This is a genomic window from Nocardioides ferulae (assembly GCF_003660455.1).
GTDB lineage: Bacteria > Actinomycetota > Actinomycetes > Propionibacteriales > Nocardioidaceae > Nocardioides > Nocardioides ferulae.
In genome coordinates this window covers 75,102-101,699 of the sequence record NZ_QZVR01000020.1, presented here as the reverse complement: position 1 = coordinate 101,699, position 26,598 = coordinate 75,102, and the positions used below count along the sequence as shown (strand labels likewise).

Genomic DNA, 26,598 nt, shown 5'->3' with positions numbered 1-26,598 from the left:
GGATGCAGGTACAGGCGGGTGGTGCGGCAGGGTCAGCCGCCCATCGGTCCTCGGCCGCCGGCCGGAGGCTCGCCCGCGATGACCGAGGTCTCGCTGTCGCCGACGGAGATGGTGTAGGTCTCTCCCGACTCGATGTCGGGGGAGGAGAAGACGACCGAGGCGAAGTCCTTCTCGATCGAGTACGCCGCCAGCTCGTCGCCGCCGGCGTCGGAGACGACGACCTCCGAGTCGGCCGCGGCGACCGCCGTGAGAGCGGTGGCGATCCACCCCTGGGCGGAGTCACCGGACGGAGCGACCAGCATCCCGGCGCTGCCGGACGCCAGCAGCGTCCCGCCGGTGATCTCGAGGACCCCGTTGACGTCGAGGGCGCCGTTGCCGTCGGTGGTGGGGCCGAAGACGGTGATGTCGCCACCGGTGATGGTGGCGTTGCCGTTGGAGTCCAGCCCGTCACCGCTCGCCCACACCTCGAGGGTGCCGCCGTTGACGACCAGGCTGAGGGAGGCGTCGGCCGCCATCGAACCGCCGCCGGGTCGGCCGCCGGCGACGCCGTCGGTGGCGGCGCTGTCGTCGGACGACGCCACGTTGACGCCGTCGTCGGCGGAGTGCAGCTCGAGGTCACCGCCGTCGATGACGATCAGCGACCCCTCCATCGCCTCGTTGGAGCCGGTGACGTCGACGGTCCCGCCGGAGACGAGCACCTGGACGCCCTTGATTGCGTCGTCGCGCGAGCTGACGGTGAGACTTCCGCCCGAGACGAGCACGAACCCGGCCCCCTCGTCGGCGGTGTTGTCCGACTTCAGCCCGTCGTCCGCGGCGTCGACCGTGACGTCCCCTCCGGAGACGGCGAGGTAGTCCTTGCCGACGATGCCGTCGTCGACCGAGGCGACCTCGATGGTTCCGCCGCTGATGACCAGGCCGTCCTTGCCGACGATGCCGTTGTTGGTGTTGCCGGTGACGGTCAGCGAGCCGGTGCCGCCGATGGTGAGGTCGGCGGTGGAGTAGAGCGCACCGGTGGGCGCCTCCTCGGAGGTGTCCTCGTAGGCCGACGCGTCGGTGAGCGCGTTGCTGCTGCCCTCGGCGAGCACGATCACCACCGACGCGGCGTCGACGACGTGGATCGCCGCGGTGGTCGTCGAGGTGATCGTCGCGTCGTCGAGGACCAGCCGCACCACGCCGTCGTCGGCGCTGTCCACGACGACCTGGCCGGACAGTTCGCCGCTGAGCCGGTAGCTGCCGGCGCCGGTGATGGTGACGGTGCCGTCCTCGCTGGTGACCGCGTCGCTCCCGGACGTGGCCGAGGCGCCCGAGAGGGTGACGTCGACGGCCGCGGACTCGTCGTACGCCGTGTCGCCGGCCTCCACCTCGAGGTTGTCGGCGAGCGCCTCGGTCACCGTCGTCGCGCCGGAGACACTCGCCACGCCGGTGTCCGTGGAGTCGCTGCCGCCGGCCAAGGAGGTGCCGCAGCCGGCGAGGAGGGCGGTGGCCAGGGCGCCGCCGAGGATCCGGCGGAGCCGGGCCCCACGGGTGGGGAGTCGCATGGTGCGGCCTTTCGTCGGGTTCGGGTGCCGCGGTCCGCGGCCGATGAGCCCGATGGTGGCGAGGTCACCTGTCGGCGACGTGGGCCCGGCTTGTGTGCCACCTGTGAGCGCTCTGTCTCCCGGGTGGGGCGACCTGCGCCGGGCTTCACAGGCTCGTCACAGCGATGCGGAAGCCGGGCGACAGACGCGGACGTGAACCTTCGGTGCACACCCTGCGAACCGGAGGAACCACTCGCATGACCACCTATCTGCTCGCCGGCGCGGACCTCGCCGCCGTCCTCGTTCTCGCCCTGGGCGTCTACTTCCCACGGCATCGCCGCAGCGATCTCGTTACCGCATTCGTCGCGGTCAACGTCGGGGTCCTCGCGGTCACCGTGGCGCTGTCCACCAGCGCCGCCACGATCGGTCTGGGGCTGGGCCTCTTCGGGGTCCTCTCGATCATCCGGCTGCGCTCGGCCGAGCTCGGCCAGCACGAGATCGCCTACTACTTCGCCTCGCTGGCCCTGGGGCTTCTCGGTGGCCTCGGCGCCGGCGACCCGCGGCTCGCGGTCTCGTTGATGGGCCTGCTCGTCGTGGTCGTCGCGGTCGCCGACAGCGGCGTGCTCCAGCGTGGCGCCCGGCAGCAGATCGTCGTCCTCGACTCGGCCATCACCGACGAGGCCGCCCTCCGCGAACGGCTCGAGGTGGTCCTGGCCGCCCGGGTCCACCGGGCCGTCCCGCTGCGCGTCGACCTGGTCAACGACTCCACCACCGTCGACGTCCGCTACGCCCGTGCCGCGCGACCTCCCGCCGTCTCCGCCTCCGAGTCTGGCGCCCCCGACGCCCTGGTGCTCCGGTGAGCGGGGCCGCCGAGATGGAGGCGCTGGCCGGCCTGCCCGGCGTCGACCTGCAGGCGCTGAACGATGCCGCCGCGCTGCTGACCCGCACCGACCGGAAGTACGTCGTCCCGGTCGAGACCCTGGCGCCGCTGGTCGCTGACATCCCGGGACTGCGGGTTCTGGAGATCGCGGGCCGCCGCGGCTCCCACTACGAGTCGACCTACTTCGACACCACCGACCTGGACAGCTGGGCCGCCACGGCGCACCCGCGCCGCCGCCGGTGGAAGGTCCGCACCCGGCTCTACGCCGACTCCGGCGAGTGCTGGCTGGAGGTCAAGACCCGCGGCGCGCGTGCCGTCACCGTCAAGGAGCGAGCTCTCTACGACGCGTCCCACCGTGACGAGGTCACCCCGGGCTCCGCCTGTGCCTGGGTGGGCGACCGGCTGGCCGCGGCCGGCGTGAGCGGCGTCGACCCGGGCGGCCTCGTCGCCACGCTGCGCACCGGCTACCTGCGGACCACGCTGCTGCTCCCCGGCGGCACCGGCCGCGCCACGATCGACACCGGCCTCACCTGGACGTCGGCGTCCGGCCGCGCGCGTGCTGGCGACGTCCTGGTGGTGGAGACCAAGTCGCCTCCCGGGTCGGCCGGTCCGCTGGACCGCCGGCTGTGGCAGCTCGGACACCGGCCGGTCCGGATCTCCAAGTACGGCACCGGGCTGGCGGTGCTCACCCCGGGCCTCCCGGCCAACCGGTGGCACCGGGTGACCAGCCGCCACCTCGCCGCCACCCTCCGCATCCACGAAGGAGCAGCCGCATGACCACCCGTCCTCCTCACCACCAGCGTCGCCACCCGCATCGTCACCCGCGGCGAGTCGCTGCCCTCGCGGCCGCGGCCGTGCTCGCCCTGGGCGCCTGCTCGACCGGCTCGTCGGGGGGCTCGACCTCGACCGGCGACGTCACGACAGCCGCGCGGCAGGTCGGCGACGGGACCGGCGTCTGGGACGCCGGCACCGTGCACGACCTGGCGGTGGACGTCGACGACGACGTCGTCGCCGCGATGATCGACACCTACCAGGAGTCGGGGGAGAAGGAGTGGATCGAGGCCACCGTCACCCTCGACGGGAGCACCTTCGAGCGTGCCGGGCTGCGGCTGAAGGGCAACTCGTCGCTGCGGGGCGTCGAGGAGGACGCCGACCCCGCGGACCTGCCCTGGCTGGTGCGGCTGGACGAGTTCGTCGACGGCCAGCAGCTCGACGGGTCGACCGACTTCGTGGTGCGCTCGAACACCACCGAGACCGCGCTCAACGAGGCGGTCGCGCTCGACCTGCTGGCCGAGGCCGGCCTCGCGAGCGAGCACGCGGTCGCCACGTCGTTCTCGGTCAACGGCGGCACGCCGCGGCTGCGGCTGCTCGTGCAGGCCCTGGACGAGGCCTGGGAGGCAGAGAACTTCAGCAGCGCCGGTCTCCTCTACAAGTCCGAGGCGGAGGGCGACTGGTCCTGGCGCGGCGACGACCCCGAGGCCTATACCGACGTCTTCGACCAGGAGACCGGCGAGGACGACCTCGAGCCGCTCATCGACTTCCTCGACTTCCTCAACAACAGCAGCGACGAGACGTTCCGCGACGACCTCCCTCAGCGGCTCGACGTCGCGGCGTTCGCCCGCTATCTCGCGTTCGAGGAGGTCATCGACAACTTCGACGACATCGACGGCCCGGGCAACAACTCCTACCTGCGGTACGACGCCGAGACGGGCGGCTTCACCGTCGTGGCGTGGGACCACAACCTGGCCTTCGGTGCCGGGCCCGGTGGAGGCGCCGGGATGGGAGGCCCACCGTCCGGTGAGCTGCCGGAGGGGATGCCCGAGCCGCCCGAAGGGATGCCGGAACCGGGATCCCGCGGGGAGCATCCGGGTGCCGGGGGCTTCGGTGGGCGGACCAACGTGCTGGTCGAACGGTTCACCGCCGTGGAGGAGTGGGCCGACCTCGTCGAGGAGGCCAAGAGCGACCTCGTCGAGAGGCTCTACGCCGGTGGCATCGCCGACGACGTGATCGACCGGTGGGTGGATCTGCTCACGAGCCAGGCCGACGACCTGGTGGACCCCGGGACCGTGAACGAGGAAGCCGAGGGCATCCGTGAGGTGGTCGCCGACGCTGTCACCGCGGCTGCAGACACACCGTGACCGTGGTGTCGCCCGGGCGGCTGTCCAGGCCGACCGTTCCGCCGAGGGCGCCGACGATCGCCTCCACCAGCGCGAGACCCAGCCCGGCACCTCCTTCGCGGTGCCGGGCTCGGTCACCGCGGGTGAACCGTTCGAAGGCCTGTCCGGCGAGCTCCGGGGCGAACCCGGGGCCGTCGTCGTGGACGCTGAAGCCGGAGGAGTCGGCCCTGACGGTGACCGTTGTGCCGGGCGGGGTGTGCTTGCGCGCGTTCGTGAGCAGGTTGGTGACCACCTGGTGCAGGCGCCGCTCGTCGCCGCGCACCTCCAGGGCGTGGTCGGGCAGGTCCAGTCGCCACCGGTGCTCCGGAGCCAGGACTCGGGCGTCCGCCACGGCTTCGAGCAGCAGGCTGGTCAGGTCGACCGTCTCCGCCGCGAGCGGGCGTCCGGCGTCGAGACGGGCCAGCAGCAGGAGGTCCTCGACCAGCGAGGTCATCCGGCTCGACTCCTCCTCGACCTTGGCCAGGGCGGTGCGCAGCGCGGCCTCGTCGTCGGGGTGGCGCCGAGCGAGCTCGGAGTAGCCCGCGATCGTCGCCAGCGGCGTACGCAGCTCGTGGGAGGCGTCGGCGACGAACTGCCGCACCTGCTGCTCGCTGCGGTGCCGGGCGGTCAGGGAGGACTCGACGTGGTCGAGGAGGGTGTTCAGGGCGTTGCCCACCTGACCCACCTCGGTGCGGTCGTCGGTGAGCCGGGCCGGCACCCGCTCGTCGAGGGCGATCTCCCCGGTGGCCAGGGGCAGCTCGGCGACCCGGTGCGCCGTCCCGGCCATGTCGCGCAGCGGGGCGAGCTGGCGGCGTACGACGAAGGCGCCGGCGGTGGCGGCCGCCAGGACGCCGACGATGGTGGCGAGGACCTCGAGCCAGACCAGGTCCGCGATCGTCTGCTCGACCTCGGTCCTCGGCAGGCCGGCGACGACCCGGCCCCCGTCGAGCTCGGTGACGAGCACGCGGTAGGAGCCCAGGCCCGGCACGTCGACGGTCTGCGGGTCGGTGGAGGCGCGCAGGTCGGCGAGGGCGTCGAGCTGGCGCTCGTCGAGGGCGGTCGAAGTGGAGCCGGCGCCGTCCTGCTCTTCGTCGAGCACCTGGCCCCCCGCGTCCCCGTCGTCGAGGAGCACGGCGCGCAGGGTGCCGAACGGCTCGCCCGGCCCGAAGTCGTCGGGCTCGCCGGGCGGGCGCAGCAGTCCGGGCCCGAGGGCGAACCGCATCGTGTCGTGGACGTCGGCGTCGAGCCGCTGGTCGAGGTTCTGCCGCATCGCCACGGTGGTCGCGACGCCGATGGCCGCGGCGGCGAAGACCACCAGCAGCACCACGACCGCGACCAGCCGCGCGGTGAGGGTGACCGGCCGGTGACGGAGGCGGTGGGTGAGCCCCATCAGGTGGCCGGCTTGAGCACGTAGCCGGCGCCACGCATGGTGTGGATCATCGGCTGGCGTCCTGCGTCGATCTTCTTGCGCAGGTAGGAGATGTAGAGCTCGACGACGTTGGCCTGTCCGCCGAAGTCGTAGTTCCACACCCGGTCCAGGATCTGCGCCTTGGAGAGCACCCGGCGGGGGTTGCGCATGAGGAACCGCAGCAGCTCGAACTCCGTCGCCGTCAGCGAGATCTCAGCGCCATCTCGGAACACCTCGTGGCTGTCCTCGTCGAGGGTGAGGTCGCCGACGGTGAGCACCGAGGACGATGCCTCCTGGTGGGCCCCTGCCCGGCGCATCAGCGCCCGTAGCCGGGCTACGACCTCCTCCAGCGAGAACGGCTTCGTGACGTAGTCGTCGCCACCTGCGGTCAGGCCGGCGATGCGGTCCTCGACCGCGTCCCGGGCGGTGAGGAACAGCACGGGGAGGTCGGGGTCGTTCGCGCGGATGCGACGCAGCACCTCCAGCCCGTCGAAGTCGGGGAGCATGATGTCGAGCACCACCGCGTCGGGACGCTGCTCCTTCGCGAGCGCGACCGCACGCGACCCGGTGTGGGCCATGGAGACCTGCCACCCCTCGTAGCGCAGCGCCATGGCGATCAGCTCGGCGAGATTGACCTCGTCGTCGACGACCAGCAACCGCAGGGGCGAGCCGTCGGCGCGGGTCAGCGCTGGAGCATGTGCCATGGGCGCCACCTTGCCGAGGCTACCTGTGAGCTTCCTGTGCGCCGGCCCTGCGGCGAGCAAGACTTCCCGGCGCCGGCGGGGCCCAGTCGCTCAGGACGGTCAGGAATCGAGAAGCGTCGGCGCCCGACTCCTCCCTAGCGTGGACGCCATGGACATCACCTCGGTCATCCTCGACACCACCGACCCGGCCACCGCCGAAGCCTTCTATGCCGCGCTCGGGCTCAGGGACCGGGTCCGGCTGCGACCCGCCGGCGCGCCAAGCAGCGGCTTCCGGGGCTTCACCCTGTCGCTGGTGGTGAGCCGGCCGGCCACCGTGGACGCCTTCGTCGCCGCCGCTGCGAAGGCCGGGGCCGAGGTGCTCAAGCAGCCCGCGAAGAGCCTGTGGGGCTACGGCGGCTCGTTCCGCGCACCGGACGGCAGCGCCTGGACCGTGGCGTCCTCGTCGAAGAAGAACAACGGGGAGCCGGACCTGGCCTTCGACGACCTGGTGCTGCTGCTCGGCGTCGACGACGTCAAGGCGAGCAAGCAGTTCTACACCGAGCACGGGCTCGAGGTCGGCAAGAGCTTCGGCGGCAAGTACGCCGAGTTCGAGACGGCGGGCATCAAGCTCGCCGTCCAGCCCCGGCGTGCGGCCGCCAAGAACGCCGGCGTCGACGCTGCGGGGAGTGGGTCGCACGGGATCACCATCGTCGGCGACGCCGGCGCGTTCACCGATCCCGACGGGTTCGTGTGGGAGACGACGGACGGCGTGGGCTAACTCGGCTTCGGCTGTCACAACTCGGCGCCGGCCGTCGTCTCGATGTCGTAGCCACGAGACAGGAGGACGACATGACCGGAACGCCACGCATCCCTGCCGCCGAGATCACCGGACTGAAGGGGATGCTGATCAAGCGGTTCGCCAAGCGGACGCTGGGCCAGGTGCCGAGCTCGCTCGGCGTCATGTGGCACAACCAGAAGGTGCTGATGAGCATGGCCGGAGTCGGGGGAAGGGTGAAGAAGTGGGACACCTGCGACGAGCAGCTCAAGTCCCTCGCGCACATGGCCGTCGCCGCCCAGGTCGGCTGCAGCTGGTGCCTGGACTTCAACTACTTCGAGGCGCACAACCGGAACCTCGACATGGACAAGGCGCGCGAGGTGCCGCGCTGGCGGGAGTCGCGCGTCTTCTCGCCGCTCGAGCGCGAGGTGTTGGCCTACTCCGAGGCGATGACGGCCACTCCGCCGACGGTGACCGACGAGATGGTGGCCTCGCTTCGGACCCACCTCGGTGAGGCGGCTCTGGTGGAGCTCACGGCGGTGATCGGCTTCGCGAACTTCACCACGCGCCCGAACGTGGCGCTCGGCATCGAGTCGGACGGCTTCGCCGCGGCCTGCGGCCTCAAGCCGCTGGCCGAGCCCACCGCCGTAGGGTCGTGACCGTGGCCGAGGACCCCTTCGTCGCCCACCGCAGGCTCCTCTTCACCGTCGCCTACGAGATGCTCGGCTCGGCCGCCGATGCCGAGGACGTCGTCCAGGACACCTGGCTGCGGTGGGACACGATCGGTGACGCCGCGCGCACCGAGGTGCGGGACCCGCGGGCGTTCCTGGTGCGGATGGTGACCCGCAAGGCGCTCGACCGGATCCGCGCGAACGCGCGTCGGCGGGAGGAGTACGTCGGTGAGTGGCTGCCCGAGCCACTGCTCACCGCTCCGGACGTCGCCGACGATGTCGAGCTCGCCGAGAGCGTGTCGATCGCGATGCTCACGGTGCTCGAGACGCTGAGCCCCACCGAGCGCGCGGTGTTCGTGTTGCGCGAGGTGTTCGATACGCCGTACGACGAGATCGCCGACGTGGTCGGCAAGTCTCCGGCCGCCGTCCGGCAGATCGGTCATCGGGCGCGGGCGCACGTCGCGGCGCGGCGCCCTCGGATGGAGGTCGGCCGTGGCGAGCAGCAGGCCGTCGTCGAGCGGTTCCTGGGGGCGGTGACCGAGGGGGATCTGCAGGGTCTGCTCGACGTGCTGGCCCCCGACGTCGTGCTCGTGGCCGACGGGGGAGGCATCGCGCAGGCGGTCCGGAACCCCGTGGTGGGTGCCAAGAAGGTCGCCAACCTGCTGCGCCCGTTCAGCCGCTTCGCCCCGACCGCCGAGATCCGGCCGGTGCTGCTCAACGGCGCACCCGGCGCCCGGGTCGTGGGCACCGACGACGGCTACGACACGGCGATCAGCTTCGTGATGGAGCAGGGTCGGATCAGCCGGATCTATGCCGTCCGCAACCCTGCCAAGCTCACGCGGATCGACGTCGAGGCGACGATCAGTCGCTGAGGCGATCAGGTGGCCAGTCGAGCCGCAGGTCGAGGTGGACGCCGGTGGTGGACTCGGGGTGGATGTCGAGGCCGACCGGTGCGGTGAGGATGAGGTCGGCCTCGGCGTCGGTGAGCGGGTGGGTGCCTTGGTCGTCGACGAGGAACGCCAGTCCGTGGGGGGTCTGCCAGAGGTAGCGGCCGGGGCCGGCGGCGCGGCCGCGGTAGCCGCCGTGGGTCTTCCAGCGATGATGTCTTCGCCGTAGCGGTGCGGCGTTGTGGGGGCCCGTCTGGCCTGGTGGGCCGCCTTGGTCGGGGGGCTGGTAGGCGACGATGTGGTCGGCGTCGGTCTGGTCACGGGTGGCGGCGGTGGCGTAGGGGAAGACGTCGCCGCCGGCCAGCAGCCAGGTGTGGTCCTTGAGCCTCTCGGGGTGCTCGTAGGCGTCGACCCTCGGGCGGGTGGCGAGGTCGAGGACCGGCTGGAGGCGCACGTCGGCGTGGCCGAGGAGTTCGACGAGGCACTGGGCGAGCATCGGGCCGAGGCCTTCGACGCGGGCGATCCCGGCCTGCCTCTGCAGGGCGGCTTGGTGGAGGTGGACGAACACCTTCCCCCGCGGCCGCAGCGAGGCCAGCTGCCGGGTGGACAGCTTCTTCAATCGGTCGAGGGTGGCGTCGAGGTGCGCTGGCGCGTAGGCGGGGCGGCCCGCGGGGCGAGAGGGCAGCGGGCGGTCGCAGAGCCCCCCGGTTGGTTACCGTCCGGCGGGTATCTCACCGGTTGCTGGGCGTGCCCTGACCCGTCAGTTTCGGTCTCCTCCGCTGCGCTCCCCCGACCGAAAGCGGACGGGTCAGCGCGGGTCGCGGATTGGTGGCCGCTGGGTTGTGGCCGTGCTCCAGCGCCAGGATGTCGGCGACCCGGTCGACGAGCGCGTCGACCCAGACGGCGTCGCCGGCGGTGACCTTGGCGATGATGTGGCGGAAGCCGTGCTCGTCGGTCTTGGAGAGCTTGACGTAGCGCTCGTGACGGGCGCGTTCACGCCGCTGGGTGTGGGCTTCGGGATCGGCCTCGATGATCTTGGCGGCGGTCAGGTCGAAGACCTTGCCGGGGGCCACCTTGCCGATCGCACGCGCGACGGCCTGGTCGACCAGCGACATCTTGTCCCGGTCGAGGTTGCGGGTCATGACCGCGGCCCGGCGGGCGACCCAGGGCTCGGCGGCCAGTCGCTCCACGACGGCCCAGGTGTTGGGGAGGCGGTGTTGGAGGTCGAGGGTGTCGGCGATCAACGCCCGAGCGGTGGCGGCGTGGGTGTGGCGGGCCATGCCGAGCTCGGCGATGCAGGCCTCGCGGACCTCAGGCGTGCCGTCGCCGCCGGGTTGGGTCATCGGGTCCACCAGCCCCGCGAGCTCACCGACCGCTTCGCGGACCGGCTCACCGTGCAGGGTGGCCCAGTGGGCGGCGAGTCGCATTTCGGTGACTTCGGCGGCGCGGCGGGCCATCATCGTCTCGGTGGTGGCGGCCAGCGTCGCCCGCGCGTCGAGATCGGTGATCTCGTGCGGTTCGGGGTGCTGGCTGGTGGGCATGGGGCTAGTTTAGTTCGAACACGTGTTCGGAACAAGGGTTGTTCGCAGAGATCGCGGCGGGCTTGAGGCCTGGCCGACTCGACCACCACGGCGGGCTTGATCGTCGAGTCCCGGGGCGGATCCACGGGAGTCGTCGACGGCCGACGTGGCGGCCCGGCTCGGGCGCAACAGGCATACATCGCCCAGTCTCGCCCCCGCCTGATCGTGGCCGGGAACATCGAGCCTGCGCGACGCGGGTACGTCCGGTTCACCATCCCCTACCTCGGCGCGCACGTCGCCGAACACCTCGACCGCCTCTAGAGGTCGTACTCAGGTGGTACGCGGCCCGCTCCTGCGAGCATGTGCTCGTCTGTGAGGCAGGCGACCTGACCGCGGCGTCCTCGAGTCGATCTCTTGAGCCGGTTCAGCCCCGGGGTGGGCCGGCCGGCCGGCGATGCTGTCGCGCGGCGGGCCCGCGGACTCCGGGCTCTGCCGGGCAGTCGGGCCTAGGGTGTCGGCGTGAGCGACCCCGAGGAGTCCGCCGCGCCGGCAGCCGGCCCCGCCGCCCGCGGCTCGCGCCGCAGGGAGCGCACCCGCGCGCTGCTGCTCGACGCGACGGAGCGGCTGCTGTCACAGCGCGCGCCCGAGGAGATCCGGATCGACGACGTCGCCGCCGAGGCGGGGGTCTCGCCCGCCTCGGTCTACGTGCACTTCGGCACCAAAGACGCACTGCTCGCGGCGGTCACCGAGCGGGTGCTCGCCGTGGCCACCGACGCGCTCCGGACGGCGTTCGCGGCGGAGACCTCTCCGTTGGAGCGGTTCGCCGGGGCGGGCGCGGCCTACCTGCGGCTCCTCCTGGACCACCCGGCGGTGGTGAAGTACCTGACCGTCACGGGGGAGCGCGGTCCCCGCGCGCCCGTCGAGGAAGAGGTCGTCGTCCGGTTCAGCCAGCTGCGAGGGGAGTTCGAGCAGAGCATCCGTGACGCCGTCGAGGCCGGCGCCATCCGGCCGGTCGACCCCGAGCTGATGTCCTACTTCCTCTTCGGCGCCTGGAACGGCGTCGCTGCACTGGCGTTGCGCCGCGACGCGCTCGCGGTGTCGCCGCAGGGCGTGGAGCAGGCGGTGATCGAGGCCGGGCTGACGCTTCTCGACGGCCTCATCGTGAACTAGAGTCCGACTCTAGATATCCCCGTCGAAAGCGACCCGCCATGACGCAGTCCACTGCTCCCGCGACCTCGAGCCCGTCCGTCGAGCCCGAGACCTGGGACGCCGTGGTGGTGGGTGCCGGCCCCGGCGGGCTCAGCTGCGCGGCGTACCTCGCGGCCAACGGCAAGCGGGTGCTGGTGCTCGAGGCGAACCAGGTGGTGGGCGGCAGCACCCAGGTCTTCCGGCGGGCCGGCAACAAGTTCGAGTTCGACGTCGGCACCCACTACGTCGGCGAGTGCGGCCCCGGCGGGCGGATGCAGACCGCGCTCTCCGGGCTGGCGCTGACCGAGCGCATCAAGTGGCTGCGGCAGAACCCGGACGGGCACTGCCGGATCATGATCCCGGGCACTACGTTCCACACGCCCACCGGCTGGGACACCTACCTCGAGCGGCTGATCGCGGCGTTCCCGGACGAGGAGGCGGGGATCCGTCGATGTGTGCGCATCCTGCGCATCGTCTCCGCGGGGGAGGAGCCCCGCCGCAAGCCGTGGATGCTGCTGCGCTGGGGTCTGCGCCCGATCACGAAGCTGATGGACGCGTGCGGTCTCAGCGCCGACGTCCAGGCGGTGATCCTCGCCGAGAACGGCGACTACACCTGGCCCCCGCACCGGACCCCTGCGGTGATGCACGGCGGCCTGCTGCACCACTACCTGCAGGACGGCGCGTACTACCCCCGCGGCGGCGGCCAGGTGATCGGAGCGCACCTGACCGACGTCGTCGTGTCGCACGGCGGCACGGTCCGCACCAAGGCCCGCGTCGAGAAGATCCTCATCGAGGACGGTCGAGCCGTCGGCGTGCGGCTGCGCAACGGCGAGGAGTTCCGCTCCGAGACCGTCGTGGCGGCCGGCGACTACAAGCTGACCTGGACCGACCTCGTCGGTGACGAGCACCTGACCCGGAGGCTGCGCCGCCGCCTGGCGAACCTCGAGATGACCCAGCCGATGTTCGCCGTCTACGTGGCGCTCGACGTCGACCTGCGCGAGCGCGACACCCCGCCGCTGGCGTGGGTCTGGCCCAACAACGACGTCGACGGCTACTACCGCGAGGTCGCGGCCGGCCGCTGCCCCGAGCAGATGCCGGTCGGCATCAGCTGTCCGACGGCGAAGGATCCGCACGGCACGCACTCCGCGCCGCCCGGCTACTCGACGCTCGAGCTGGTCAGCTGGGCGCCGAAGGAGCACGCGTTCTGGAACGTCGCCGGCGATCCGATGGAGGGCGCCGAGTACGGCCGGGACGAGGAGTACCGCCGGCTCAAGGACGAGCTCACCGATCGGGTGCTCGACACCGCCTCGCTGATGATCCCGGACCTGCGCGAGCGCATGGTGTTCTGCGAGGCGTCCACGCCGATGACCCAGGAGCGGTTCACGCTGACCAGCGACGGCTCCTGCTACGGCATCGCCCCGCTGGTCAAGAACCTCGGCCCGTTCCGGCCGCGCGTCACCACCCACATCCCGGGCCTCTTCCTCGCCGGCGCCAGCACCGAGCACATGTTCGGCATCAACGCCACCATCTGGGGAGGCATGAAGGCCGCGGGCACGATCCTGGGCCGCGACCTGGAGCAGGAGGTCAAGGACGGCGCGGTCTTCGTCGACGAGTCGAGGCTGACCGAGATCACCGACGACTGGGACCCGCTGCTGGCCTCGAAGCCGGGGTCCGCGATCCGCCGTCCGGTGCGCCGCCGCCCTACTCCACGCTGAGCTCGGCGAACGCCCGCTCCGTGCGGGCCAGCGCGTCGTCGACCACGTCGTCGGTGTGGGCCGTCGAGACGAACATGTTGTGCCACGGATGCAGCAGGACGCCGTGCCGGATGGCGGCGTCGGTGAAGGCGAACGCCTTCTTCAGCTCCGGGTCGTCGGCGAAGCTGAGGTGCGGCAGCTGGACGGGGCCGGTGAGCCGCAGCGGGAGGCCGGCCGCGACACCCTGGGCCTCCAGCCCGTCCTTGAACCGTCGCCCGGCCGAACCGATGACGCCGGGCGCGTCGATCTCCACGGCATGGGTCAACGTCGCGATCCCGGCGGCCATCGGCACCGCCGAGTACCAGAAGCTCCCGGTGACATAGATGTGGGAGGCCGCGTCGCGCAGGCCGTCGACGCCCACGAGCGCCGAGATCGGGTGCCCGTTCGCGAGCGCCTTCGAGTAGGCGGTCAGGTCCGGGCGGACCCCCAGCTGCTCCCAGGCGCCACGGACGTCGATGCGCAGTCCGCTGCGTACCTCGTCGAGGACCAGCGCGGCGCCCTCCTGCGTCGCGAGCTCGCGGGCCCGCCGGGCGAAGGCGGGGGTGACGCTCTCCTGCGGAATGAACGAGTCGTGCTGGAACGGGGTCACGAGGATCGCGGCGATGTCGCCCGCGTGGGCGCTGACGGCCTGCTCGAGCGAGGCGGGGTCGTTGTAGTCGAAGTAGACGATGTTGGCGCGCTCGCTCTCGACCACGCCGGTGGGGATGGGGGTGAACCAGTCGTTGGCCCCGTGGTACGCCGGGGTCGCCTTGAGGAACTTCGTCTTGCCGGTGGCCGCCCGGGCGACGCGCACCGCGGTGGAGGTGGCGTCGGTCCCGTTCTTGGCGAAGATCGCCCACTCGGCGTGCGGGATGGTCGCGACGAGCAGTTCGGCGAACTCGACCATCAGGGCCGACGGGCCGGTCATGGTGTCTCCGAGCTCGGCCTGCTTCCGGGCGGCCGCCTGCACGACCCGGTTGTGGTAGCCGAGCACCATCGGCCCGAAGGCGCACATGAAGTCGATGTAGCGGTTGTCGTCGACGTCCCACCCGTAGGCGCCGTCGACCCGCGACCAGAACTGCGGGTAGGCGGGCGGCACCAGCGCGTTGACCGCCATGTGGCCGTACATGCCGCCGGGGATGACCTTCTCCGCGCGAGCGCGGAGTGCCAGGTCGTTGCGGGTGGACGGCGTGGTGAGCGACGACATGGCGCCTCCTGCATGCTTTTATATCGGATGTCTGTCATAAAACAACGGCCCCACGGGACTGTCAACCGATCTCCGGAATCCGGTGCCCCGGGCAGGAGTCCCCGGAGAGCGCGGTAGCGTTCGCCGGAGCAGGACAGGAGCAGACCGATGCCGAAGATCGTCGACCACGACGAGCGACGACGCGAGGTGCTGGACGCCACCTGGAGGGTCATCGGCCGGGTCGGGCTCGAGGCCACCACCGTGCGCCGGATCGCCGAGGAGGCCGGCTACTCCTACGGGGTGTTGGCGCACTACTTCAAGGACAAGGACGACATCCTCGTCTCCGCCCACCGGCTCGCCTTCGCCCAGGCCCGGGACCGGATCATGGCCGCCACCGCGGACCGCACCGGCGTCGACGCGCTGCGCCGGGCGATGCTCGAGGCGCTCCCGCTCGACGCGGAGAGGTTCCTCGAGGCCCAGGTCGACGTCAGCTTCCTCGGCCGCGCGGTCGCCAGCGACCACCTGCGCGAGATCCGCAGCAAGTCCAACGCCGACGCCCGCTGGCTCTGGGCGGCCTTCGTCGAGCAGGCCCAGGAGGACGGGGAGATCGCACCCGACGAGGACCCCGAGCTGGTCGCCGACGAGGTGATGGCACTGATCGACTCCGTGTCGATCCAGGCGATCATCGACCCCGAGCGGGTCGGTCCCGAACATCAGTTGCTGCTGGTGGAGCGACTCCTGGGACGGCTCGGCGCGCGGGGAGCCGGACCGACCGGTTGAGGCGCCCGCGCCGCAGCGAACGGCGGCGCGGCTCGGAGGCCTTCTCGACCGCCCCGACCGTTGCTAGGGTGCTGAGCCGTTCTCGGAAGGGGTCTCGCGATGACGTGGATGGCGGATCGCTCAGGCTCGGCGCAGCGCACTCGCCGCCGGCCACGGATCGCGGTGGGAACGGCGGCCGTGCTCGCCGTGTCGGTCCTGCCCACGCTGGCCGGCGGTGCTCCGGCAACAGCAGCGGTGCTCGTCAAGCAGACGGCGACGCTGACCGAGAGCGTCGCCGGGATGCCCGCCGCGGGGACCCCGGCGTACCGGCAGATCGAACGGGCCCGGGTGGTGGTGACCCATCCGGCCGGCTCGTCGAGCGCCACGATCAAGGGCTCGATCACGCTCAAGGCCGAACCGGAGGAGGAGGGCGACCACCTGCAGATCGGCCTCGGGCAGCAGTCCGGAGCCAGCTGCGAGATCTCGGCCGTCCTGACCGAGACCACCAGCCCCGATGACGACGCGGTCTATGAGATGCAGGCCGTCGAGGAGCCGCCGAACGGCTCCTGGGACTGCGTGGTGGCCCGGGTCGGGCCGGCCTACCTGGGTGGGCCGGACGACTTCGACGTGATGATCGACCGACTGACCGACCACTACGCGAAGCCGAAGCTAGCCGTCGGAGCGGTGGAACTGCTCGGGAGCAAGCAGAAGCGGCTGCGACTGGTGCCCGGAGTGAGCACCAAGCACACGGTGACCGTACGGAACACCAGCGACGTGGAGGCGAAGGGAGTGGTGCTGCGCGTCACGGGCAAGCGGATCAAGGCCCCGCGCGTCAAGGTGGGCACCGTGCCGAAGGCGGACGAGGTGCGGGTCCAGGTGCCGATCACGCTCCAGGCCAAGCGCCGGTCCAAGGTCGCGGTGACGGTGTCCGGGTCGGGTGCGCGTGCCAGCAGGACGCTCGCGGTGGTCCCCGTGCGCCCGCCCGCCAAGCCCCGGGCCGGCCGCTACTCGAGCGACAACGACGTGACCTTCCGGGTGAGGAAGGGGCGCGTGGTCGGCTGGCGCGGCCAGGCACTGACCAGCTGCGGCGGCTACCCGGACCTGCCGACCACCTCGTGGAACATGTATGACTTCCCGAGCACGAAGATCCCCCGCAACGGCATCGTCGACGCACGTGACAAGGGCTCCAACTACGTGTCGACGCTGCGGTTCCGGATCGCCGGCGGCAAGGTCACCAAGGGCCACTTCAGCTACTCCGGCCCCGACCGCTGCTTCGCCGACCTGGACTTCACCGCCACCCGAGGGTGAGATGCGGGGCCCGCCTTTCGAATCAGGCAGGCCAGAGCATCGGGACCAGGGCCACCGTCAGCACCAGCACGGTGAGCGTCAGCACCCAGCCGAGCCGGGCGTAGTCGGTGAACCGGTAGCCACCGGGGCCGTAGACCATCATGTTCGTCTGGTAGCCGATCGGCGAGAGGAACGACGCCGAGGCGGCCACGGCGACCGCGATGGCGGCGCCGCGCGGGTCCAGCCCGGTCGCCTCCGCCGCGGAGACGGCGATCGGCAGCATCAGCAGCGCGGCGGCGTTGTTGGTCACCAGCTCGGTGAGCACGATCGTGGCGAGCACGAGTCCGAGCAGCACCCCGTGATCGCCGAAGTCGCCGAACAGGTCGACCAGTCCGGTGGCGACGCTGGAGGCCAGCCCGGACTCCTGCATCGCGGCCGCCAGCCCGAACGCGGAGGCGATGACGACGATGACCTCGATGTCGATCGCCCGGCGCGCCTCGATCGGCGAGAGCACCCGGAAGCCCACGAGCAGGATCGCTGCGACCAGGGAGCCCTCGAGGATCGGGACCAGGCCGGTCGCGGCCAGGACGACCACCGCGAGCAGCAGGGTGACCGGCACCCAGGCCCGCGACGTGGTCACCGGCGGAGTGCCGTCGAGCGGGGCGACCAGCAGGAAGTCGGCCCGGTCGCGCCACCGCTCCCGGAACCCGGAGTCGGAGACCAGGATCAGGGTGTCGCCCACGTGGATGGTCTCGGTGCCGATCCGGCCCTCCAGCAGATGTCCGGAGCGGTGGATGCCGAGCACGGCCGCCAGGTAGGCGGAGCGGAACCCGACGTCCTTCAGGTTCCTCCCGACCAACGGCGAGCGCGACCCGACGACGGCCTCGTAGTAGCTCACCGACGGGTCGTCGAGGTCGAGCACGTGCTCCAGCTCCGCCGACCGCAGGCCGCGCATCTCCTGCAGCTCGACCACCCGGTCGATCGGTCCGACGAAGTGCAGGCGGTTGCCGCCGCGCAGCACGGTCTCGGGACGCACCGGCGCGATCGTGGTGTCGCCGCGGTCCACCGAGGCGAGGAAGAGCCCGGACAGGTTGCGCAGCCTCGCCTCCTCCACGGTCCTGCCGTCGACGGGCCCGCCGGGCTCGACGATCATCTCGACGCTGAAGCGCCGGCCGGCCTCCTCCATCTCGGTGCGGGCCGAGCGGCGGTCGGGCAGCACCCGGGGGGCCAGGGCGATCACCGCCACCAGCCCGACCACGGCGATCGGGAGTCCGAGCAGGCCGATCTCGAAGAAGCCGATCTCGCGCAGGCCGAGGCTGTCCATCTGGCCGGAGACCACGAGGTTGGTCGAGGTGCCGATCACGGTGATCAGGCCGCCGAGCACGGCGGCGAACGACACCGGCATCAACAGCTTCGACACGGCCATGCCTCGGCGGTTGGCCCAGGTGGTCACCTGCGGGATCAGCATCGCCACGATGGGGGTGTTGTTCAGGAACGCCGAGGCCCCCGCGGTGGGCACCAGCGTGCGGAGCAGCGGCCGTCGGTAGAAGCCGCGCTCGCCGAGCGTGCTCTGCATCACCGGGGTGAGCGCCCCCGTCTTCTCGATGCCCGCGGCCAGCACGTAGAGGGCGGCGACCGTGATCGGCGCGGAGTTCGAGAACCCGGAGAACGCCTGGTCGGCCTCGATCACGCCGAGCACCAGCACGGCCACCGCGCCGCCGAACACGACGACGGCCGGGGCCACCCGCCCGCGGACCAACAGAGCGAGGACGGCGAGGATCACGCCGAGCGTGATCCAGGCATCGGCAGACACGATCGGACGCTCCAGAAGTTCGGGCTGGCGGCGGGGCACCTCCAGGACTGGCCGGGTCACGGTAGCGCGGCGCCGGCATGGAACCGTGCTCGGGCGGACACCGGGCGGTCATGAGTCCCGTCCGAGTCCGGCCGCTCGGCGGCGCCCCCGGCTGTCTGGCCATGATCCTGATCTCGGTGCTGGCGTCCGTGCTCCTCACCGTGCTTCTCAACGTGCTCGCTCGCTGACGCGGCTGCCCGGGGGCGGGGTCTCACCGGCGGGCGTTCAGCGGAGGTTCAGCACCCGTGGCGGAGAATGGTGCCCCGACCCCGGGAGGCCCCTATGCGTGTGCTCGTCGTCGACGACGAGGTGCGGCTCGCGCGCTCGCTGCGGGTCGGTCTCGAGGCCGAGGGGTTCGCGGTCGACGTCGCCAACGACGGCACCGACGGGCTGTGGCTGGCGCGGGAGAACGACTACGACGCGATCGTGCTCGACCTGATGCTGCCCGGGATCAACGGCTACAAGGTCTGCGAGACGCTCCGCGCCGAGCAGGACTGGACGCCGATCCTCATGCTCACTGCCAAGGACGGCGAATGGGACCAGGTCGAGGGCCTGGACACCGGCGCCGACGACTACCTCACCAAGCCGTTCTCGTTCCCGGTGCTCGTGGCCCGGCTGCGCGCGGTGGCGCGGCGCGGCGCCCGGGAGCGACCGACCGAGCTGCGGGTGGGCGACCTGCGCGTCGACCCGGCCGCCCGGCGGGTCTGGCGGGGTGAGACCGAGGTCGAGCTCACCGCGCGGGAGTTCTCCATGCTCGCGTTCCTGGCGCGCCACCCCGGAGACGTGGTCTCGAAGCGGCAGATCCTCGAGGCGGTCTGGGACGTCGACTTCGACGGCGACCCCAACATCGTGGAGGTCTACGTGCGCCACCTGCGCAACAAGATCGACCGGCCGTTCGGGCGCCAGGCGATCGAGACGCTGCGCGGCGCCGGCTACCGGCTGCGGAGCGACGGTGGCTGAGCGGCCGAGGACCGCGAGGGACCGGCGCGGGTGGGCCCCCGGCTCCGTGCGGCTGCGCACCACGGCCGCGGCCGTGCTGGTGGTGGCGGTCGTGCTCGCGGTCGCCGCCGTCGCCCTCGTGCTGCTGGTCCGTGGCTCGCTGCGCGACGGCGTGGAGGTGACGGCCGAGCAGCGGGCCGCCGACCTGGTGGCCCAGGTCGAGGGCGGCGGGGTGTCCGCGCTGCCCACCGGGGACCCCGACGAGGCCGACGAGGACCCCGACGAGCTGGTCTGGCAGGTCCTCGACGAGCGTGGCACGGTGCTGGCCGCCTCCCAGCCGGGGCTGGGGCGGCTGCCCGTCGACGGGGGCGACGAGGTCGACCTGTCGGATGCGGACGAGCCCTACCTGCTGGTGACCGACGACGCGGACGCCGGCGGCCGTGACCTCGAGATCGTGGTCGCCGCCTCGCTCGAGGACGTCGAGGAGTCGACCGACGCGCTGATCTCGCCGCTGGCGCTCGGCCTGCCGCTGGTGCTGCTCCTCGTGGGCGGAACCACGTGGATGGTGGCCGGCCGGGCGCTCGCGCCGGTCGAGCGGATCCGCCGCGAGGTCGAGCGGATCGGGGGCGACCGGCTCGACCGCCGGGTGCCCGAGCCGGGCACCCGCGACGAGGTCGGGCGACTGGCCCGGACCATGAACGCCATGCTCGGCCGGCTCCAGGACTCCCGCGACCGGCAACGCCAGTTCGTCGCCGACGCCTCCCACGAGCTGCGCTCCCCGCTGGCCAGCATCCGGCAGAGCGCCGAGGTCGCTCGCGCGCACCCCGCGGCCCTCCCCGACGGGGAGCTCGCCGACACGGTGCTGGAGGAGTCGCTGCGCATGCAGCGGCTGGTGGAGCAGTTGCTGCTGCTGACCCGGGCCGACGAGGGCGGGCTGGCCCGGATGCACCGCGAGGTCGACCTCGACGACCTGGTGCTGGCCGAGGCCCGGCGGGTGCGCCGCGACGGCCTCGCGGTCGACGCCTCCGGCGTCGGGGCGGCCCGGGTCGACGGCGATCCGCTCGCCCTGGCGCAGGTGGTGCGCAACCTGGTCGACAACGCCGCCCGGCACGCCCGGTCCACCCTCAGGCTCACCCTGGGCCCGGACCGGGCCGGTGCGGTCGAGCTGGTCGTCGAGGACGACGGCGCCGGCATCCCCGCCGACCAGCGGGAGCGGGTCTTCGAGCGGTTCGTCCGGCTGGACGAGGCGCGCGCCCGCGACGCCGGCGGCAGCGGTCTGGGGCTGGCGATCGTCCGCGAGATCGTCCTCGCCCACGGGGGCACGGTCGGGGTCACCGACTCGCCTGTCGGTGGAGCCCGGTTCAGCGTCCGGCTGCCGGCGCCCGGCCCCAGACCTCCCGCAGCAGGTCGTTGAACGGCGCGCCGGTGGCCTGCACCTCGTGCTCTGCCCCGGTGACCACCACCAGCTCCGCCCCGATCCCCGCGGCCAGGGCCTCGCAGGTGGCGTCGAAGGCAGCATGGTGCCCACCGGACACGACGACCTTCGGGAACCGGGCGGCCGCGAGCTCGGCCAGCGGCACCCGGGCCGCCCAGGGGGGACGACACCGGCGCAGCGGCCCGACGATCCGAGTCCAGTGCTCCACGAGATGCTCGGGCACCTCCGTCGGGTCCGTCAGCGTCGCCAGGAACCCCAGCACGAAGGCTCGGTCGGACAGACCGTCGCGGGCCCACAGGGCGACCGACTCGGCGACGATCGCGTCCACGGCAGGGTGGCCGGCCGCGACGGCGAAGGCCGGCGGCTCCACCACGACCAGCGACCGCACGGCGTCCGGCCGCAGGGCGGCCGCGAGCAGCGCCCCGATCCCGCCGTAGGAGTGACCGACCAGGTGCGCACCGCCCCGGACCGCCAGCAGGTCGACGATGTCGTGGGCGTCGACCTCGTAGTCCTCGCCGGCGGCCAGCGCGGCGCTGCGGCCGTAGCCGCGCCGGTCGGGCACGACCAGGGCGAACCCCTCGGCGGCCAGCGGCCGCTGCTGCTCCCAGGTCTCCGCTCCGGTCGCGATCGACCCGTGCACGAGCAAGACCGGCTCGCCCTCGCCCCAGATCTCGACTCGTGGCGCGTCCGGGGCGCCGGCCTGCTCGGTCATGGCCGCCATCCTGGCAGCCCGATTCGGGCGGGTGCAGCGCTTCGTCCGGTGTCGCGCGCCCCTGAACGCGGCTTCAGGTGCGTTCAGGGAGGGTTCAGCGACGCTGGCGCATCGTGGGACCACCGCAGCGATCCCGACCCGAAAGGCCCGACATGCCCACGCTCAAGCGCCCCCGCCTCTCCGCCCTCCGCCGCAAGCGCGTCGTCCTCCCGACGGTCGCCGCCGTTGCCGTGCTCGGCGTCGGCGGGACCGTGTGGACCGCCACCGCCGACGACGAGCTCGCCGGCAGTGACCGGGACCGCGTCGCCGCTGCGGCCGTCGAGGCCGTCGGCGGCGGCGAGGCCGTCGACGTCGAGACCAGCGACGACCCCGGCGAGGCCTACGAGGTCGAGGTCCGCCTGCCCGACGGCACCGAGGTCGACGTCGCGCTCGACGAGGACCTGACCGTCGTCGCCCGGGAGAACGACCCCGACGATGATGGCGACGACAACGACAACGACAACGACAACGACAACGACAACGACAACGACAACGACGAGCTTGTCACCGACGCAGACGACAGTGACGACCGTGCGCTCGACGCGACCGAGCGGGACGCCGCCGGCAAGGCCGCCCTCGACGCCGTCGGCGGCGGCACCGTGCTCGACGTCGAGCCCGGCGACGACCCCGGCGAGGCCTACGAGGTCGACGTCCGCGACCCCGACGGCGTCGAGTGGGACGTCGAGCTCGACGAGGCCTACGAGGTGCTGCGCAAGCGCGCCGACCGCTGACTCGCGGGCCCGGCGTCGACCCGCCCGGCGAGCCGGTCGCCGATGATCCAGCCGAAGCCGAACGCGGCGAGCAGCCCGTTGCCGGAGGAGTAGCCGTCCGACGACGGCCCGGCCAGGCCGCAGACGGTGCCCCCGCCGGCGTACAGCCCCGGCACCGGCTCCCCGTCGCCGCCGAGCACCCGGCCGGCGGTGTCGACAACGACGCCGCCCTGGGTGGCGAGCACGCCGTGGGTCACCCAGGCGAGGTGGTACGGCGCGGCGAGGCGCCGGCGGCCGGGGAGCGGCTCGAGGGCCGCGGCCAGCGTGTCCGCAGCGACCCCGAGCGCGGCCGCGAGCGCGGGCAGGTCCGGCAGGTCGCGGATCGCGCCCGCGGCCAGGCAGTCGCGCATCATCTCCGAGTGCCGGGTGGCGGCCATCGCCTCGGCGTCCCACACCATCGCGGCCCGCTCGCCGGGCTGGGCGCGAAGGACTCCGGCCATCGAGGAGTAGCCGTGGGCCTCCTCGTCGACGAACCGGCGGCCGTCGGCGTCGAGGAGCACCGCGCCGTTGAACTGGAGCGCGGGGGAGACCCGGGTGCCGTGGTCGACGACGACCAGGCCGCTGCGCAGGCACGCGCCCATGTTGCGGAACCTCGCGCCGAGGGCGTGCAGCCACGGCACGGCGGAGCCGGTGGCGGTGGCGACCCCGCCGTAGAACGGGTGGCCGAGGTCGCCGCAGTGCTCGGCCATCAGGGCCGGCGAGGCGGCGAACCCGTCGGTGGCCAGCACGACCGCGCCCGCGCGCACCCGCTGCCGGGCGCCGTTCTGCTCGACCACCAGGCCGGTCACCGTGCCGTCGTCGACGACCAGGTCGACCACCGGTGCTTCGTCGACGAACGCGACGTTCGGCAGCCCCTCGAGGGCGGCGCGCAGGTGCGCCATCAGCCGGCCGCCGCCGTGGCGTCCGACGTCGGTGTGCAGCCGCGGCACCGACATCCCGGCGCGCGGCATGTCGGCGCCGATCTCGACCGGGTAGCCGAGCTCGTCGGCGAGCCACTCGACCATCTCGGGGGCGACCGCGCACAGCGCGCGCACGATGTCGCCCCACTCGTGGTCGCCGCTGGCGGCGAGGATGTCGGTCGCGTGCTGCTCCGGGGAGTCGACGATGCCGGCCGCGCGCTGGAAGCGGGTGCCGCCGGCGGCGAGGCTGCCGCTGGAGATCGCGGCGTTGCAGCCCTCCCGTGTGGAGCGCTCGAAGACCGCCACCACCAGGTCGGGGTCCTGGGCGGCACGCAGCGCGGTCATCACCCCACAGGCGCCGCCGCCGGCGACGGCGACGTCGACCTCCAGGTCCCAGCTCACCCCAGCACCTCCGGCAGCCCGTAGAACGCCCGGGCAGCGTCGACGACCTCGCGGGCCGGCTGCGAGCCGTGGAAGCCGACCCGGTTCGGGTGCAGCCCGGTCGCCGCGTGCTGGGCGGCCCGCAGCTCGGCGACCCGCACGCAGGTGCCGAGCGAGTCGAGCACCGGCACGTCGTCGACCCGGGTGACGCCCTGGTCGGCGAGGAACACGTTGAGCGGCCCCTCGCCGGGCACGATCACGTTCGCGCCCTGGGCGATCGCCTGCCGCGCCGCGTCGGTGAACGCCGCCAGCAGCGGCTCCGGGTCGGCGTACGCCGCCATCACGTCGGTGAACCCCTTGGCCACCTGCACGATCGGGCCCACCAGCGCCTCGAGCCGGTAGTGCGCGACGTTGCGCCGCAGCTGCGGGGTGAGGGCGGCGATGAAGTTCACGATGCCGACGCGGTCGCCGAGCATCCCCGCCATCAGCAGCGAGGTGTGCCCGAACGCGACCACGGGGATGTCGACCAGCGAGCGGACCTCCTCGTAGCCGGTGTCGGGGATCGTGGCGATCAGGAACGCGTCGTAGCCCTCGTCCTGGGCGCGCAGCGCGGCGTGCACGAACTGCTCCTTGTGCAGCCCGGCCAGGTAGGCGTGGCCGATGTGGGTGCCCGGGTACGCCGAGGGGTAGGTGCCGGGCAACATGCCGTGCAGGTCGATCTTCGTTCCCGGCGCCGCCTGCGCGGACAGGTGCCGGGCCAGCGCGTCGCGATAGTGCGGCACGTCGTCGAGCACGGTGAAGCTCTGGTGCCAGATCCTCATGCGGGCGCCCCCACGACGGACCGGGCCGCCTCGCGCCCGGCGATCCGGCCGAACGTCGCACCGCGCAGCACCGAGGTCGAGCCGGTGTAGTTGGAGTAGTAGAGGCCGGTCAGCTCACCGGCCGCCCAGAGGCCGGCCACGGGGCGGCCGTCGCGATCGACGACCTCGGCCGCGGCGGTGGTCTTGAGCCCGCCGAAGGTGAACACGTTCGCGGCCATCACCGGGTAGGCCTCGAACGGTCCCTCGGCGAGCGGTCGGGCCCAGTTCGACTTCGGCGGCACCAGACCGTTCGTGGCCAGGCCGTCGGGTGAGCGGTGGTCGAAGCCGGCGGGGTCCGGGCAGGCGGCGTTGTACGCCGCGACCGTGCGCTCGAGCGCGTCGGCGGGCACGCCGATCCGGGCGGCCAGCTCGGCCAGCGTGGCCCCGCGCACCGGCGGCTGGTCGGTGCGGATGCCCGCGCGCAGGTTCGGCACCGCCAGGCTCTGCTGGTCGAGCACGACCCAGGCGACGCCGCGCTCCTGCGCCTGGATCTCACGGGTGGTGCGCTCGTACCACGCGTCGATCGGGCCGCGGGCCTCGTCGGTGAACCGCTCGCCGGCGGCGTTGACCAGCACGCCGTGCGGGAAGCAGAAGATCGCCGCCTCGGGCTCGCCGGAGCGCGGGTCGACCGGCTCGGCGTGGAACAGCGAGAAGCTGCCGGCGGTCGCCGCGCCCAGGGCGAGCGCCATCTCCAGGCCCTCGCCCTTGTTGTAGTTGCCGCCGCGGGCGACCGGGCGCGTGGTGAGCGCCCGCTCCCCGTGATAGCGGGCCATCAGCTCGGCGTTGCCCTGGTAGCCGCCGCTGGCGAGCACCACCCGGCCGCGCAGCTCGACCGGCCCGCCCGGGGTGCTGGCCGCGACGCCGACCACGCTGCCGTCGCCCGGGTCGGTGAGCAGCGCGCGGGCGGTGGTCTCGAAGTGGAAGGCCACGCCGAGTCCGCGGGCCGCCTTGCCCATCGTCTCCACGATCGCCAGGCCGCCGCCGACCGGCGCCATCCGGGTGGTGGAGGTGGTGAGGAACGGCGTGGGCAGCACGTCGAAGCGCATCCCGTGGCCGGTCATCCAGGCCAGCGTGCCCGGGGCCTCGGCGGCCAGCTCGGCGACGTAGTCGGGGTCGACGACGTGGTGGCTGCGGTAGAGCGCCGAGCGGCGCTCGACCGGCGCGGCGGCCTCGTGGACCACGCTCGGGTCGGGGTGGCCCATGAAGTCCTCGACCAGGGTGTCCTCGAGCCCGTCGGCGGTCTCCTCCAGCGAGGCCATCCGCAGGAACGCCTCGGTGTAGCGGGTGTTGCCGCCGGTCTCGGACTCGGTCGCCCGGTCGACCAGCGCGACCCGGGCGCCGTGCTCGGCCGCCGAGCAGGCCGCGGTCAGGCCGGCGACGCCGCCGCCGACCACCACGACGTCGTACTCGTGCACCTCCCGGTCGACCTCTCCGCGGGTCACGACAGCGACCCCAGCAGCTCGTCGGCGGTGGTGACGGTCGCGAACAGCGGCAGCATGTTCTGCACCGAGAACTCGTGGAAGTCCGGGCGGAACGAGGCGCACATGTCCTCGACGACGGTGACCTGCAGGCCGGCGTCGCTGGCGTGCCGGGCGGCGGACTCGACCACGAGGTTGGTGGCGACGCCGCCGAGCACCACCTCACGGACGCCCTCGGCGGCGAGCACGTCGCGCAGCGGCGTGCCGACGAACGGGTCGACGCAGCCCTTGTCGACCACCGGCTCGCCGGGCAGCGGGGCGACGGCCTTGACGATCTGCGCCTCGGGGGAGTCGGCCAGCATCGCCTGCTGGTCGGGGTAGGCGTCGAAGCGCGCCAGCCGGTTGGTGCGCAGCACGTAGGTCGGGTCGAAGGCGAGCCGCACGTGGACCACCAGCCACCCGGCGTCGCGGGCGGCGCCGAGCACCCGCTCGGCGGTGGCGAGGACGCCGCGCTCGGCGACCTGGGCGGCCAGCGGCGGCATCCGCAGGTGCGGGCCCTCCTCGCACAGCGCGACCTGGTAGTCGAGCAGCAGCAGGGCCTTGCGGGAGTCGGTCATCGGGGTTCCTCGTTCTGTGGGGAGTG

The 26,598-nt window shown here is 72.8% G+C and carries 25 protein-coding genes; 13 read left to right on the top strand and 12 right to left on the bottom strand.

Going from position 1 to position 26,598, the window contains the following annotated elements; genetic code table 11:
- Positions 1-32: 32 nt before the first annotated feature.
- The gene (locus D6B71_RS18360) at positions 33-1,538 is read right to left on the bottom strand and encodes a carbohydrate-binding domain-containing protein (protein WP_121257755.1); all 1,506 of its coding nucleotides are present in this window, start codon (positions 1,536-1,538) and stop codon (positions 33-35) included.
- Between the two features lie 236 nt (positions 1,539-1,774).
- Here D6B71_RS18360 and D6B71_RS18355 point away from each other — a divergent pair, with 236 nt between their 5' ends.
- Genes D6B71_RS18355 through D6B71_RS18345 form a run of 3 tightly spaced genes read left to right on the top strand, consistent with a single transcriptional unit; the run spans position 1,775 to position 4,535 of the window.
- Positions 1,775-2,377: a DUF4956 domain-containing protein gene (locus D6B71_RS18355; RefSeq protein ID WP_121257753.1), complete on the top strand. Its 603-nt coding sequence runs from the start codon at positions 1,775-1,777 to the stop codon at positions 2,375-2,377.
- Positions 2,374-3,174: a polyphosphate polymerase domain-containing protein gene (locus D6B71_RS18350; protein ID WP_206051846.1), complete on the top strand. Its 801-nt coding sequence runs from the start codon at positions 2,374-2,376 to the stop codon at positions 3,172-3,174. Before D6B71_RS18355 ends, D6B71_RS18350 begins: the two co-directional genes overlap by 4 nt.
- Positions 3,171-4,535 carry a CotH kinase family protein gene (locus D6B71_RS18345; protein WP_121257751.1) on the top strand — a complete coding sequence of 455 codons (1,365 nt, stop codon included), beginning with the start codon at positions 3,171-3,173 and terminating at the stop codon, positions 4,533-4,535. The genes D6B71_RS18350 and D6B71_RS18345 overlap by 4 nt, the downstream gene beginning before the upstream one ends.
- On the opposite strand, the gene D6B71_RS18340 is transcribed toward D6B71_RS18345, so the two are convergent.
- On the bottom strand, positions 4,510-5,943 hold the full coding sequence (locus tag D6B71_RS18340) for a sensor histidine kinase (RefSeq protein ID WP_121257749.1): 1,434 nt from the start codon (positions 5,941-5,943) through the stop codon (positions 4,510-4,512). The genes D6B71_RS18345 and D6B71_RS18340 overlap by 26 nt on opposite strands.
- Positions 5,943-6,665, bottom strand: coding sequence for a response regulator transcription factor (locus tag D6B71_RS18335; protein ID WP_121257747.1), 723 nt, complete (start codon positions 6,663-6,665; stop codon positions 5,943-5,945). The genes D6B71_RS18340 and D6B71_RS18335 overlap by 1 nt, the downstream gene beginning before the upstream one ends.
- A 148-nt stretch (positions 6,666-6,813) precedes the next feature.
- Between D6B71_RS18335 and D6B71_RS18330 the strand changes: the two genes are divergently transcribed.
- The 3 genes from D6B71_RS18330 (at position 6,814) to D6B71_RS18320 (ending at position 8,962) form a co-directional block, all read left to right on the top strand.
- Positions 6,814-7,422, top strand: coding sequence for a VOC family protein (locus tag D6B71_RS18330; RefSeq protein ID WP_121257820.1), 609 nt, complete (start codon positions 6,814-6,816; stop codon positions 7,420-7,422).
- A gap of 71 nt (positions 7,423-7,493) precedes the next feature.
- Positions 7,494-8,078 (top strand): carboxymuconolactone decarboxylase family protein, encoded by a 585-nt coding sequence (locus D6B71_RS18325; RefSeq protein WP_121257744.1) that lies wholly within the window; start codon positions 7,494-7,496, stop codon positions 8,076-8,078.
- Between the two features lie 2 nt (positions 8,079-8,080).
- Complete coding sequence (locus D6B71_RS18320) at positions 8,081-8,962, top strand: RNA polymerase sigma-70 factor (protein ID WP_121257818.1); 882 nt, start codon at positions 8,081-8,083, stop codon at positions 8,960-8,962.
- On the opposite strand, the gene D6B71_RS18315 is transcribed toward D6B71_RS18320, so the two are convergent.
- Both D6B71_RS18315 and D6B71_RS18310 read right to left on the bottom strand, forming a co-directional pair.
- Positions 8,952-9,596, bottom strand: a complete 645-nt coding sequence (locus D6B71_RS18315; RefSeq protein ID WP_121257742.1) for a hypothetical protein — start codon at positions 9,594-9,596, stop codon at positions 8,952-8,954. The genes D6B71_RS18320 and D6B71_RS18315 overlap by 11 nt on opposite strands.
- A 112-nt stretch (positions 9,597-9,708) precedes the next feature.
- Positions 9,709-10,518 (bottom strand): hypothetical protein, encoded by an 810-nt coding sequence (locus D6B71_RS18310; RefSeq protein WP_121257741.1) that lies wholly within the window; start codon positions 10,516-10,518, stop codon positions 9,709-9,711.
- Between the two features lie 498 nt (positions 10,519-11,016).
- Here D6B71_RS18310 and D6B71_RS18305 point away from each other — a divergent pair, with 498 nt between their 5' ends.
- Both D6B71_RS18305 and D6B71_RS18300 read left to right on the top strand, forming a co-directional pair.
- Positions 11,017-11,667 (top strand): TetR/AcrR family transcriptional regulator, encoded by a 651-nt coding sequence (locus tag D6B71_RS18305; RefSeq protein WP_121257739.1) that lies wholly within the window; start codon positions 11,017-11,019, stop codon positions 11,665-11,667.
- 38 nt (positions 11,668-11,705) lie between these two features.
- Entirely contained in the window at positions 11,706-13,400 is a 1,695-nt protein-coding gene (locus D6B71_RS18300; protein WP_121257737.1) for a phytoene desaturase family protein, read from the top strand.
- Here D6B71_RS18300 and D6B71_RS18295 read toward each other — a convergent pair.
- Positions 13,387-14,625 (bottom strand): aminotransferase class III-fold pyridoxal phosphate-dependent enzyme, encoded by a 1,239-nt coding sequence (locus D6B71_RS18295; RefSeq protein WP_121257735.1) that lies wholly within the window; start codon positions 14,623-14,625, stop codon positions 13,387-13,389. The genes D6B71_RS18300 and D6B71_RS18295 overlap by 14 nt on opposite strands.
- Before the next feature lie 147 nt (positions 14,626-14,772).
- On the opposite strand from D6B71_RS18295, the gene D6B71_RS18290 reads away from it, so the two are divergent.
- Entirely contained in the window at positions 14,773-15,384 is a 612-nt protein-coding gene (locus D6B71_RS18290) for a TetR/AcrR family transcriptional regulator (protein WP_121257733.1), read from the top strand.
- 99 nt (positions 15,385-15,483) lie between these two features.
- Entirely contained in the window at positions 15,484-16,671 is a 1,188-nt protein-coding gene (locus D6B71_RS18285) for a hypothetical protein (protein WP_126688315.1), read from the top strand.
- A 22-nt stretch (positions 16,672-16,693) separates the two neighbouring features.
- Here D6B71_RS18285 and D6B71_RS18280 read toward each other — a convergent pair whose 3' ends face one another.
- Positions 16,694-18,463, bottom strand: coding sequence for an SLC13 family permease (locus D6B71_RS18280; protein WP_164519734.1), 1,770 nt, complete (start codon positions 18,461-18,463; stop codon positions 16,694-16,696).
- 321 nt (positions 18,464-18,784) lie between these two features.
- Here D6B71_RS18280 and D6B71_RS18275 point away from each other — a divergent pair, with 321 nt between their 5' ends.
- Both D6B71_RS18275 and D6B71_RS18270 read left to right on the top strand, forming a co-directional pair.
- Positions 18,785-19,462 carry a response regulator transcription factor gene (locus tag D6B71_RS18275; RefSeq protein WP_121257727.1) on the top strand — a complete coding sequence of 226 codons (678 nt, stop codon included), beginning with the start codon at positions 18,785-18,787 and terminating at the stop codon, positions 19,460-19,462.
- Positions 19,455-20,855, top strand: coding sequence for a sensor histidine kinase (locus tag D6B71_RS18270; protein ID WP_206051845.1), 1,401 nt, complete (start codon positions 19,455-19,457; stop codon positions 20,853-20,855). Before D6B71_RS18275 ends, D6B71_RS18270 begins: the two co-directional genes overlap by 8 nt.
- On the opposite strand, the gene D6B71_RS18265 is transcribed toward D6B71_RS18270, so the two are convergent.
- Entirely contained in the window at positions 20,803-21,588 is a 786-nt protein-coding gene (locus tag D6B71_RS18265) for an alpha/beta fold hydrolase (protein ID WP_164519733.1), read from the bottom strand. The two genes, D6B71_RS18270 and D6B71_RS18265, sit on opposite strands and share 53 nt — an antisense overlap.
- 152 nt (positions 21,589-21,740) lie before the next feature.
- Between D6B71_RS18265 and D6B71_RS18260 the strand changes: the two genes are divergently transcribed.
- On the top strand, positions 21,741-22,358 hold the full coding sequence (locus D6B71_RS18260) for a PepSY domain-containing protein (RefSeq protein ID WP_121257721.1): 618 nt from the start codon (positions 21,741-21,743) through the stop codon (positions 22,356-22,358).
- Here the strand turns inward: D6B71_RS18260 and D6B71_RS18255 are convergent.
- Genes D6B71_RS18255 through D6B71_RS18240 form a run of 4 tightly spaced genes read right to left on the bottom strand, consistent with a single transcriptional unit; the run spans position 22,325 to position 26,572 of the window.
- Complete coding sequence (locus tag D6B71_RS18255) at positions 22,325-23,698, bottom strand: FAD-dependent oxidoreductase (RefSeq protein WP_240641545.1); 1,374 nt, start codon at positions 23,696-23,698, stop codon at positions 22,325-22,327. The genes D6B71_RS18260 and D6B71_RS18255 overlap by 34 nt on opposite strands.
- On the bottom strand, positions 23,695-24,498 hold the full coding sequence (locus tag D6B71_RS18250; RefSeq protein WP_121257719.1) for an aspartate/glutamate racemase family protein: 804 nt from the start codon (positions 24,496-24,498) through the stop codon (positions 23,695-23,697). The genes D6B71_RS18255 and D6B71_RS18250 overlap by 4 nt, the downstream gene beginning before the upstream one ends.
- Positions 24,495-25,979, bottom strand: coding sequence for an FAD-dependent oxidoreductase (locus D6B71_RS18245; RefSeq protein WP_240641544.1), 1,485 nt, complete (start codon positions 25,977-25,979; stop codon positions 24,495-24,497). Before D6B71_RS18245 ends, D6B71_RS18250 begins: the two co-directional genes overlap by 4 nt.
- Positions 25,976-26,572 (bottom strand): cysteine hydrolase family protein, encoded by a 597-nt coding sequence (locus tag D6B71_RS18240; protein ID WP_121257715.1) that lies wholly within the window; start codon positions 26,570-26,572, stop codon positions 25,976-25,978. The genes D6B71_RS18245 and D6B71_RS18240 overlap by 4 nt, the downstream gene beginning before the upstream one ends.
- Positions 26,573-26,598 lie beyond the last annotated feature (26 nt).